At 70.1% G+C, this 11,040-nt stretch carries 9 protein-coding genes and 1 pseudogene; 3 read left to right on the forward strand and 7 right to left on the reverse strand.

Annotation, left to right across the window (positions count from 1 at the left end; translation table 11 throughout):
* The first annotated feature begins 4 nt into the window (after positions 1–4).
* On the forward strand, positions 5–1,396 hold the full coding sequence (locus AQJ91_RS40855; RefSeq protein ID WP_067032816.1) for a sensor histidine kinase: 1,392 nt from the start codon (positions 5–7) through the stop codon (positions 1,394–1,396).
* 8 nt (positions 1,397–1,404) lie between these two features.
* Here the strand turns inward: AQJ91_RS40855 and AQJ91_RS40860 are convergent, their stop codons facing one another.
* The 4 genes and pseudogenes from AQJ91_RS40860 to AQJ91_RS40880 all read right to left on the reverse strand — a co-directional run bounded on the left by AQJ91_RS40860 (position 1,405) and on the right by AQJ91_RS40880 (position 7,678).
* A complete protein-coding gene (locus AQJ91_RS40860; RefSeq protein WP_067032819.1) occupies positions 1,405–2,400 on the reverse strand; it encodes a TAXI family TRAP transporter solute-binding subunit in 996 nt (331 codons plus the stop codon).
* 341 nt (positions 2,401–2,741) lie between these two features.
* A pseudogene (locus AQJ91_RS58795) lies at positions 2,742–3,622 on the reverse strand (AAA family ATPase); the annotation flags it as partial.
* A 45-nt stretch (positions 3,623–3,667) separates the two neighbouring features.
* Positions 3,668–4,642, reverse strand: a complete 975-nt coding sequence (locus AQJ91_RS40875; protein WP_067032846.1) for an ABC transporter substrate-binding protein — start codon at positions 4,640–4,642, stop codon at positions 3,668–3,670.
* 129 nt (positions 4,643–4,771) lie between these two features.
* Positions 4,772–7,678 carry a SpoIIE family protein phosphatase gene (locus tag AQJ91_RS40880; protein WP_067032861.1) on the reverse strand — a complete coding sequence of 969 codons (2,907 nt, stop codon included), beginning with the start codon at positions 7,676–7,678 and terminating at the stop codon, positions 4,772–4,774.
* A gap of 168 nt (positions 7,679–7,846) precedes the next feature.
* Between AQJ91_RS40880 and AQJ91_RS40885 the strand changes: the two genes are divergently transcribed.
* Positions 7,847–8,242: an LLM class flavin-dependent oxidoreductase gene (locus AQJ91_RS40885; RefSeq protein WP_067032864.1), complete on the forward strand. Its 396-nt coding sequence runs from the start codon at positions 7,847–7,849 to the stop codon at positions 8,240–8,242.
* On the opposite strand, the gene AQJ91_RS57595 is transcribed toward AQJ91_RS40885, so the two are convergent.
* A complete protein-coding gene (locus AQJ91_RS57595) occupies positions 8,243–8,368 on the reverse strand; it encodes a hypothetical protein (RefSeq protein WP_267891296.1) in 126 nt (41 codons plus the stop codon).
* A 52-nt stretch (positions 8,369–8,420) separates the two neighbouring features.
* Complete coding sequence (locus AQJ91_RS54085) at positions 8,421–8,807, reverse strand: hypothetical protein (protein WP_159054767.1); 387 nt, start codon at positions 8,805–8,807, stop codon at positions 8,421–8,423.
* A gap of 1,423 nt (positions 8,808–10,230) precedes the next feature.
* Between AQJ91_RS54085 and AQJ91_RS40895 the strand changes: the two genes are divergently transcribed.
* Entirely contained in the window at positions 10,231–10,770 is a 540-nt protein-coding gene (locus AQJ91_RS40895) for a helix-turn-helix transcriptional regulator (RefSeq protein WP_234383346.1), read from the forward strand.
* Here the strand turns inward: AQJ91_RS40895 and AQJ91_RS54090 are convergent.
* The gene (locus tag AQJ91_RS54090) at positions 10,763–10,933 is read right to left on the reverse strand and encodes a hypothetical protein (RefSeq protein ID WP_159054768.1); all 171 of its coding nucleotides are present in this window, start codon (positions 10,931–10,933) and stop codon (positions 10,763–10,765) included. The genes AQJ91_RS40895 and AQJ91_RS54090 overlap by 8 nt on opposite strands.
* Positions 10,934–11,040 lie beyond the last annotated feature (107 nt).

Below are 11,040 nucleotides of genomic sequence, written 5' to 3' on the forward strand. Positions count from 1 at the left end.
CAGGGTGCGCACCCGGCTCCTCCCGCTGCTCATCGTCCTGATGGCGGCCGTGCTGCTCGCCCTCGGCATCCCGCTCGCCGTCAGCCTGGCCGCGGCCCAGCAGCAGAACCTGGTCGTCGACCGGATCGACGACACCGCCTACTTCGCGGCCATGGCGCGGATCGCCGTAGCGACGCCCAGCGGCTCCCGCGACGAGGGCCGCACCCTGAGCCGGGAACTCGAGAGCTACCACGACGTCTACGGCATCCAGGCCGGCGTCTTCTACCCCAACGCCACGTCCGTCGCCCACGCGCCGGCGAACTGGTACATGCCCGAGAAGGGCGAGGTGCGCGACGCCTTCGGGGAGGCGCTGCTCAGCCGCCGCAGCCACGACCCGAAGCAGGTGTGGCCCTGGCAGGACCACCGCCTCGTCGTCGCCTCGCCGGTCATCCGGGACGGCGACGTCGTCGCGGTCGTCGTCACCGACTCACCCACCGGGCAGATGCGTTCGCGGATCCTCTACGGCTGGCTCGTCATCGGCGCCGGTGAGATCGCCGCGATGCTGCTGGCCGTCGGCGCGGCGCTGCGGCTGACCGGCTGGGTGCTCAAGCCCGTACGCGTGCTCGACGCCACCACCCACGACATCGCCACCGGGCGCCTGAAGTCGCGGGTCGCGGTCGCCGGCGGGCCGCCGGAACTGAGGCGTCTGACCCGGTCGTTCAACGAGATGGCCGACAATGTCGAGGACGTGCTGGAGCAGCAGCGCGCCTTCGTCGCCGACGCCTCGCACCAACTCCGCAATCCGCTGGCGGCACTTCTGCTCCGTATCGAACTGCTCGCCTTCGAACTGCCCGAGGGCAACGAGGAGATCGCCTCGGTCCAGACCGAGGGCAAGCGGCTGGCCCAGGTCCTCGACGACCTGCTCGACCTGGCCCTGGCCGAGCACACCGAGGCCGACCTGCGGCTCACCGACATCGGCGCGCTGGCCGCCGAGCGGGTCGCGGCCTGGTCGCCGACCGCCGAGGCCAAGGGCGTACGGCTGGTGGGGGCATGCCCGCCGACCACCGCCTGGGCCGACCCGGTCACCCTGTCCAGCGCGCTGGACGCGGTGATCGACAACGCGATCAAGTTCACGCCGAAGGACGAGCAGGTCGAGGTGACGGTCGCCTCCAACGGCGACACCTCGACCGTCGTCGTCACCGACTACGGCCCCGGCCTGACCGACGAGGAACTCGCACGCGTCGGCGACCGCTTCTGGCGCAGCGGACGGCACCAGAACATCAAGGGCTCGGGGCTGGGCCTGTCCATCTCGCGGGCCCTGCTCGCGGCGGGCGGCGGCTCGATCTCGTACGGCCGTCATGAGCCGCACGGACTGACGGTGACGGTGGCGGTGCCCAGGTCGGCGTCGGCCTCGTAGCGGGCCTCCTACGGCTTGACCGAGCGGTAGTAGCGCCGGGCGCCGTCGTGCAGGGACAGCGGGTCGGTGTAGATCGCCGTGCGCAGGTCGACGAACTGCGCGGAGTGGACGTGCCGGCCGATGCGGTCACGGCTCTTGAGGACGGTCCGGGTCAGCCACTCGGTGAGCCTCGGGTCCATGTCCTCGCGGGTCACCAGCAGGTTGGACACCGCCATCGTCGGCACGGTGTTCCCGTGCTGGATGGCCGGGTAGGCCGTCGCCGGCATGTTGGTGGCCCGGTAGTAGTGGGTGGCGTCGCCCTCCTCGTGCACCTTGGCGACGAGGGCGGCGTCGATCGGCACGAACCGGAAGGCGGAGGTCGTGGCGATCTCCCGCAGCCCGCCGGTCGGCACTCCGCCCGACCAGAAGAACGCGTCGAGGCCCTTTCCCAGCCGCCTGGGGCCGGTGTCGATACCGTCCGCCCGGGGCGTTATGTCCTTCTCCGGGTCGATGCCGGCCGCCTTCAGAACCCGGTTGGCGATCAGCCGTACGCCGGAGTCGGGGAGCCCTATGGCGACGCGTTTGCCCCGTAGGTCCGCGACGGACTCGATGTCCGAGTCGGGCGGGACGACGAGCTGCACGTAGTCGTCGTACAGCCGGGCCACGCCGCGCAGGTCGTCGGCTTTCGGCCGGTCCAGCGTCTTGTACGTCTCCACCGCGTCGGCCGCGGCGATGGTGAAGTCGGCGGCGCCGGTCACCACGCGCGTGACGTTCTCCTGCGAGCCCGCGCTGGTTTCCAGCCGCACCTTCAGATCGGGCATGTCCTTCGCGAGCTCGTCCCGCAGCAGCTCCCCGTACGCGTGGTACACCCCCGCACGCGTGCCCGTACTGAACGTGATCGTCCCGCTCGGCGGCTCCTCCCCGAGCGGCAACAGCCACCACGACAGCAGCCCGAGGGTGACGAAACCGACGGCCGTGGCTTGCAGGGCCCGACGCCTGCCGATACGGAGGGACAGCTTGGACATGGGCGGGATCCTGCCAGGTGGGGGCGGTGGTTGCCAGGGGTGGGGGTACAGGGGGCGGGGTGGTGGCGGTCGAGGGAGTGCGGTGGCGGGGGGCGTGGCGGGGGCGGGTCGGGCCCCAGGGGACGTGCGGAGGGTGGAGGCGGGGGCTGGAGGCGGTAGTGGGGCCGGGTCTGCCGGAGGTGGGCGCGGGCGCTTGTGTGAGGGCTGTCGGGGGTTCCCGAGGGCGTGTGGGGGGGGGCTCGGGCTCGGGCTCGGCGGGGCAGGGCTGGCTGTGCGGATCTACAGGGTCTGCGGAATGTCCTCAGGCCTCAGCGTCATCGCGTCGGACTCCGACGCGTCCGCACGATGCTGACCAGCTCGGCGCTGTCGTAGTCCTCGAAGAGCAGCGTGCGGTTGAAGCGTGAGGCCAGACCGGGGTTGGAGCGCACGAACACGATCGCCTCCTGGCCGAAGTCGTTGGACCCGGCGTACTGGGTGAGGGAGTACGCCTCGTCGATGAACAGCACGCCGCCCCGGGCCTGTTGGAGCACAGGTGAGGTCTTCGGGCCGGTGTGGCCGACGTACTCGCCGACCAGCGCGGAGCGGTCGGCCTCCACCAGGTGGCCGCGCTCCGGCAGGCCTACGGCGGCCAGGATGCGGCCGTGGAGCCGGGCGACGGTGGTCTTGCCGGTGCCCGTGTTCCCGGCGAAGACCAGGTGGCGGCTGAACGGCGGCGGGGCCAGGCTCATCTCCTCGCGGCGGCGCACCATCTGCATGAGTTTCACGAGGGACGACACGTCGTGCTTGACCCTGTCGAGACCGGCCAGGCCCTGGAGTTCGGCGAGCAGGTCGTCCAGGGTGTCCTCGGGGGCGCCGCCGTGTCCGTGCCTCCGGCGGACGCCAGCGCCTGCTCCGCGCCGGCCGGCAGGGACGGGTTCCTCACGTCCCGCGACAGACAGTCGTCGAACACCGGCCGGGCACCCTTCTTCAGGGCCACGTCCTCCTCGGTGTCGCGGACCAGACAGCCACGCAGCACGGGCGCGCACCCGGCCCGACACATGCAGCGCCGGGAACGCCGTACCGTCGCCGCCCGCCCCGGCGAAGACGCAGTCCTCGAAGGTGCCGCGGTCTCGCCGACGAACAGGCTGTTCTTCCCGGTCCGGGCCACGGTGACGGACCTGACCCGTGGTTCTGCCTGCGGGCCCACCACCAGTCCGGAGCCGGCCGCGTCCCGTACCGTGCACCTCAGATCCCCGAGACCGTGCTCGACGAACCGGAGGGACAGGCCCTAGAACAGGGCGTCCAGGTCGGGCTTCTTGTCGCCGAAGAGGCCGTCCTTCTCGCTGAGGGCGGCCAGCTTCTCCAGGGAGGCCATGTCCACCTGCTCCGGCCAGCTGGGCAGCGTGAGGTTCTTCAGGACGTCACCGCTGATCTTGGTGTAGGTGGTGAGGACCTGGCGGGCCTCGTCCGGATGGCTGGAGGCGTACCGCAGCGACTCGGTCATGGCCTCGGTGAACTTCTCGACCAGGTCGGGGTTCTGCTGGGTGAGCTGCGTCGAGGTGAAGTACGTCGCCACGGTGAGGTTCGGGTCCGTCTCGGCGAACGGCGAGGCCACGACGCGGGCGCCCTGTGTCTTGGCGATGGTCTGCGCGGGCTCGCCCATCCAGGCGGCGTCGACGCGGCCGTCGTCCAGGGCGGCAGGCATCTGGTCGAACGCGACTTCGACGAACTTGACCTCGGCCGGGTCACCGCCGGCCTGACGGACCGACTCGCGCACCGTGGTGTCCCCGATGTTCTGCAGGGTGTTCACCGCGACCGTGCGTCCGGCGAGGTCCTTGGCCGACTTGACGGCGCTGTCCTTCCCGACCATCAGACCGGTGACATCGCCCCCGACCTTCCCGTTCGAGGCCGCCCCGTTGGCCACGGACTTGACGGGAACTCCCTTGACCTGCGCGAGCATCAGCGACGTGGTGTTGCTGAACCCGAACTGGAACTGTCCGCTCACCACACCGGGAATGATCGCCGCGCCGCCCTGTGCGCTCACCATCTCCAGCTTGATGCCGCGGCTGCTGAAGAACCCCTTCCGCTGCCCCAGATAGAGCGGAGCCACGTCGACGATCGGGATGATGCCGACCTTGACCGTGGTGGTCCCGCCCCCGCCCGAGGGTGACGAACCACCCTCCCCCGAGTCCGACGACCCGCACGCGGCCGCGCCGACAACGGTGATCAGCACGGTGGCAAGCCCGAGAACGCGCCGCGGCATGGGCTCCTCCTGACGGAAAGTACCCGGACGATGTTGTGCATTCTCCTGACGGCCGCAATCTACACACCTGCTGTCACCATGTCAGCACTCCGGACAAGGGAGGCTGCGACAGCTCTGCGAGCACTCTCGTCAGAGCAACGCGTCCCGGTCCCCGTCGAGTTCGGCCGTGTCCAGGAACATCAGGTCCGGCATGCCGGCCGGCTGCTCCGGCCGGTCGTCCGGGCCGGGGGGTGACTGTTCGGTCCAGATGCACTTCCCCGTCAGTGTGTAGCGTGCGCCCCACCGTGCGGAGAGCGCCGTGATCAGCTGCAGGCCCCGGCCGCCCTCGTCGGTCTCCGTCGCGCGGCGGATGCGGGGCATCGTCTGGCTGCCGTCGAAGACCTCGCAGATCAACTCGGCGCTGTACAGCAGACGCAGCCGGATCGGGCCTCTGGCGTGGCGGACGACGTTGCCCACGAGCTCGCTGACCAGGAGCTCCGTGGTGGGGGTCAGGTCGTCGAGGTCCCAGGCGGCGAGCTGCTCGCGGACGTGCCGGCGGGCCTGGCCGGCCGCTTTCGGGTCGTCGGGCAGCGGCCAGGAGGCCATCCGGTCGGCGGGCAGGGAGTGCAGGCGCGCGACGAGGAACGCCGCGTCGTCGGCCGCCTGGTGTTCCGTGGGCAGCAGGCCGGCGGTCAGTGTGTCGCAGAGCCGCTCCAGTTCCGCCGCGGTCCCGACAGCGCCGCCCTTGTGCGCCGTGCTCAGCAGCTGGGCCAGCTTCGCCATGCCCTCGTCGATCTCCTGCTTCGCCGACTCGACCAGCCCGTCCGTGTACAGCACCAGCAGGCTGCCCTCGGGCACCTCCAGCTCGGCCGTCTCGAACGGCGGCTCCGCCGCGCCCAACGGCGGGTCCGCGTCCGGCTCCGGGAAGTGCACGGTGCCGTCGGGATGGACCAGGGCGGGCGGCGGGTGCCCGGCCCGGGCGATGGAACAGACCCGGGTGGTGGGGTCGTAGAGCGCGTACAGACAGGTGACGTACGACGCCTCACCCATGCCGCCGACGAGGTCGTTGAGGTGGCCCATGATCTCGTCTGGCGGCAGCTCCAGGTCGGCCAGAGTGTGCACGGCCGTGCGCAGCCGCCCCATGGTGGCCGCCTCCGGCAGACCGTGCCCCATGACGTCGCCGACGACGAGCGCGACCTGCCCGCCGGAGAGCGGGATGATGTCGTACCAGTCGCCGCCCACGTCCGCGCCCTGACCGGCCGGGAGATAGCGCGCGGCGGCCGTGCACGCGGGCAGGTCGGGCAGCCGCTGGGGGAGCAGACTGCGCTGGAGTTCGCGGGACCGGGTGTGCTCGGCGTCGTAGAGGCGGGCCCGTTCCAGCGCCTGGGCGACGAGGGCGCTGATGGTGGTCAGCAGGGTGCGCTCCTCGTCGGTGAGGCGGCGCGGGCGGTCGAAGGAGACGGCACAGATCCCGAAGGTGTGCCCGGACGCGGTCAGCGGCAGGAACGCCCAGGACTGTTTGCCGACGTGGTCGGGCAGGTCGGCCCGGGCGGGATAGCGCGCGGCGAATTCCTGGGGGGAGGAGAAGAAGAGGGGGGTGCCGGAGAGGACCGCGTCCCAGAGCGGGTTGGGCGACAGCCGGTCGCGGCGTTCGAGGAGGTGGGGGAAGTCGTCGGGGTAGCCGACGGAGCCGACGTTGTGCAGCCGGTCGCCCTCGCGTACCTGCACCACCAGTCCGGTCGCCGCGAACGGCGGCAGTACCCGGCGTGCGACCGCGTCCACCACGTCCTGCGAGGTCGTCGCCTTGGCGAGCTCCGTGGTCAGCTCCGCGATCCGGGCCGCCCGCTCGGCCGCGGCCCGCTCACCCGCCTGACGCTCCTCCGCGAGGCGCCGCTTCTCGGTGACGTCGGTGAAGTAGATGGTGAGGCCGTCGGGGCCGGGGACCAGCCGCAGGTGGCAGAGGCGGCCGGTGTCCGGCAGCCGTATGTCGAAGCTCGCGGACTTTCCCTCGGCGGCGGCCGTCCGGCAGCGGCTCTCCAGGCCGGACACCTGCCGCGCGGCCGGCACCTCCCACAGCAGCCGCCCGAACAACTCCTCCTCGGAGAAGCCCAGCGTGCGTTCCGCCTCCAGGTTGGTGAAGGTGATCCGCCACCCGTCGTCCACGGCGAGGAAGCCGTCGCTCATGTGCCGCAGGGCCCGGCTGAGCGCGTCCCGGGCGGAGCGGGACTCGTTGCTCTCCCAGCCCACGCCGACCATCCGGAGGGGTTCGCCCTGCTCGTCGTACGTGGCTCTGGCGCGGGCCTGCGTCCAGCCGTACGTGCCGTCCAGGCGCCGTACCCGGTACTCGGCCTCGAACACGGTGTGGTCGCGGATCGCCCGGTCCACCAGCGCCAGCGTCGGAGCCAGGTCGTCGGGGTGGACGCACCGCATCCAGTCCTCGACCCGGCCGGTGAAGTCGGCGGGCCGGGTGCCGTACAGCTCCAGCGCCGCCTCGTCCCAGATCAGGTCGCCGCTGCGGATGCCCCAGTCCCACGACCCGACCCGGACCTCCTTCAGGGCCTGCCGCAGCCGCTCACCGCTCAGCTCCGTCTGCGCGGGCCCCGACGGCGGCGGTGCCTGGGCCATGCGGTCCTCGGTCCAGGCGACGACGGCCCGCAGGAAGTCCCAGTGTTCCGGGGCCGGCTCGCCCCGCTCGTCCACCAGGACGGTCAGCGCGCCGATGCCGCGCTTCCCGTTGAACAGAGGGAGGGCGGCCAGTCCCGTACCGGGCCACGTCAGCCCGGGAGCGGGCAGCGGCACCCACACGCCACTGCTCTGCTGGAGGGCACGGGCCGGGGCCAGCGGCCCCTCCTGGTCGACGATCTCCCAGGAACGGGTCAGGGCGGGCGGAAGGCCGACGGCGGACACCAGGCGCAGCGCGGACATGGGCCCCCGCAGGTGCATGGTTCCGCCGAGCGCGCCCAGCTCACCCACCGCATGCTGAAGCGCCAGCCGGAAGACCTCGCTCTCCGTGACTCCGGGGGCCACCGTGCTGAGCAGAGCGAGCCGTGCGTTCATGCAGGGAACCTATCGCTCCTGTTTTCGTGCGAAACCTGTTTCACCGATTCTCGCCGGCGGCTTCCCGCCACCCTCATGGTCAACACCCGGTAGAACGAGGCGAGTTGTTGAAATTTTACCGGTGTAGCGTGCCGTCGCACGGGCAGGTTCCGGATCATGAGGAGCGGCATGGACATCGGTGTCTTCATCCCCATCGGCAACAACGGCTGGCTCATCTCGAAGAGTTCCCCGCAGTACCTGCCGACCTTCGAGCTGAACAAGGCCGTGGTGCAGAAGGCCGAGGAGCACGGACTCGACTTCGCCCTGTCGATCGAATCCGCCTCGGACACGACCGCCGACGACTCCTCGACGGCCCGAACCATCGTGCTGCCCGAGGGCGCCGTGAACTTCAACATGGGCACGCTCGTCGGCTCGTACGAGACCGTCGCGAGGATGCTCGACGAGATCGCCGGCGTCGACGGCACCAAGGGGATCATGCTGGTGTTCGACGACTTCCTGGAGGGCATCGAGAACTTCGGCACACGCGTCCAGCCCCTGATGAGGTCCCGCTCGGGTAGTGCCTGATCAGGACAGGAAGAGGCCCTTCAGTCTGCGCATGGCCTCGCTGTCGCCGGATGCCGACGCGGCACCGGTCTTGATCGTCCCGTTGTCGATCCGGGTGCGGAGAGTGGCGGAGCCGCGCAGTGTCACAGCCCCGCGCCCCTTTCAGTCGGGGTACCGCACCGGACTTCGGTAAGTCCGCTTAGAAGCGGCCGCTCCGCATCTGCGCGCCGGTGAACTCGTCGGCCGTCGCGACGGTGTTCCACAGGTCGCGGCCCGCGTCCCGGGTGCCCATGTCGTGGTTGAAGCCGAACTGGAAGGTGTATGTACCGGGCTGGAGCGTGACCCCCGGCTTGAGTGCCACGTAGTACGCCAACTGCTCACTGTCCGTGGCGGACCGGACCTCCACCTGGTCGCCCAGGGAGCTCCACACGCCGGTGTCGGCCACGCCGCCGGTCTGGATGACACGGACACTCAGCTTGAGCGAGGTGATCGGTACCGTGGACCGCACGGTGACGGTGTGAACGTCCCAGTACGGGTTGTCCTCCGCGTCGCGTGAACTCCACGCGGACAGTGCGGGCTTCACCACCGTGGCCGAGCCTGGCTCTGAACGTGATACCCCGTTCTGCGGGGCTGCCTGCACGGACGTGTCGCCGCCCGCACGCGAGGCTCCACCCGTCGAGTCGGACCCGCTGTGCTTCCTCGCGGAGGCCGCCGGTCCACCCTCCGCGGGGCGAAGGGCCGACACGCGGTCGCCTTCCGGGCCGCTTCTGGCATCGGTGCTCGGCCGGCCGGACGGAGCATCCGACAGGGCGAGTGAAGAGGGCGGCGAGGCCTCCGGGGACGGCGAGAGCAGGGCCTCGCTCGCCTGGTCCGGTTCGACCGCTGGTGTCCGTGTGTCCGCCGCCCCGCCACCGTTCCACGCACCCTGGGCGAATGCCACCGAGGCCATGACCAACGAGGTCACGGCACTGAGGCCGATCCACGCCAGACGGCCCGTCAGGAACTCGGGTATGGGAGCACGGGTCTCCTGGGAGGAGAGGTCCGCGGACTCGCCTTCTTGCTGGGACATCGGTGGCCTCCGGCAGCAGATATCGGAGCAGGAATCGAACAGGGGAGTGCGTGCTGCGCCACCCTATGGCAGAACTGCGGTGCGACACCCGTCAGGTCCACCCGCCGCGAATCCGCACGGCGCTGGTCCCGATGCGAGGGCCTCAGGGCGGACGGCGCGGCCGAGCGTCGCAGGGGCGCTGGATGAGTCGATCAGGGTGGCATGCGCGATCGACGCACTGGAACCGGCGGACGCCGTGTTCGTCCGGGACGCCGTGATACCTCCCGGCGAAGCCATGTCCCCCTGCTGCTCCTTCGGTTGACATCTGGTCAACGGCGTCTTCGCCGAGGAGCTGCCAGTCGAACCCCTCACCGGGGGAGGACTGGCGCGCTGCCTCCTGTCCGCTTCCGCGTCGTATCCCATAAATTTCCGTTATCGGCGGCCGTCCCGGCCCGTCTCCGTGGTGTGTGCATCCTCACCCGCAAACCGGCTGCGCCCGCCGGAGCCCTGTCCGCGGTCGCCCTCGTGGCCGTTATTTTACGTTTTCTTGGTCGTAGCTAAAGGCATCCTTGAAAGATCCTTGGTGTGCAAGGAACTTGCAAAGGCAATAATTCACAGCCAGCGAACGCCAGCAAGCCGGGGCCTCAGCCTGTCCCTTGACCTGACCATCAGAGACACACAACCTCCTGGCGTCCGCCGTGGACCGGCATCCAAGGGTTGGCCCATCGGGCCTGGACTCTCCCCCATCTCAGGATGATGCCGCGCCGAACGGAAGGGGAAAGCGCTTGCAACTCGACGGGCTGTCTCTCCGCGTCACGCATCGCTGTCGGCATATGACAGCGCTGGCGCGTGCACGTGCAACTCGCAGGAGACAATGGTGAACACGGTCCAGGTGAAGGTTTGCGCGTCGGATCCGCTAACGAGGTTCGGTCTGGTCAGCCACATACGGCAGAGCCCCGGCATGGCACTGGTTCCGCCCGTCAAGGAGCAGTCGGCCGACGTGATCGTGGCCAGCGTCGACGACGCGAACGAACAGGCGCTGGACACCCTTCGGGCGCTGGCGGACCCGCCCACCCGGCGCTTTCTCGTGATAGTGGACGGAGGCTGGTCCGTGGACCTGCACGCCGCCGTCGACCTGGGCGTACGCGGAGTCCTCTTCCGTAAGGAATTCAACTGGCGCAGGTTCCACGAAGCCGTCTACGCCATCAGCGAGGGCCAGGGCGCCTTCCCCACCGAACTGCAGGGCAGGCTGCTCGACCAGGTCGAGCGGACCGTCAAGGAAGTGCTTGCCCCCCGCGGGCTCACTGCCAGCGGTCTGACGATCCGTGAGATCGACATCCTGCGCCTGGTGGCCGAAGGAAGCGACCTGGAGGACATCGCCGCGAAACTGCAGTACTCGGAACGCACGGTGAAGAACGTCCTCTACGGACTCATGAAGCGACTGAACCTGCGCAACCGTGCGCACGCCGTTTCCTATGCGATACGGAGCGGTGTCATATGAGGTAACCGGCACGCTCCGTGCATCCAGCTGCCGGGGCGACATGGAACCGCTGCGGCACTTCAAGAGAGGACAGCTCCCGGCCGACCAGGTAGTCGCCGTTCGGCAGGACAGCCAGTCCCTCACCGTCGAAGGTGTCCTTGTCGTAGGGGGTGCCGTCCGGCACGCGCAGCGTCGGGCTGCCGACGATGCGCGGGATGACGCGTACGGCTTCTCCAGGGCGGCACTCGCCGGTCCGGCGGCGAGCAGAGCCGCTGTTTCATATGAAGGCCG

Source organism: Streptomyces dysideae, assembly GCF_001514305.1.
GTDB lineage: Bacteria > Actinomycetota > Actinomycetes > Streptomycetales > Streptomycetaceae > Streptomyces > Streptomyces dysideae.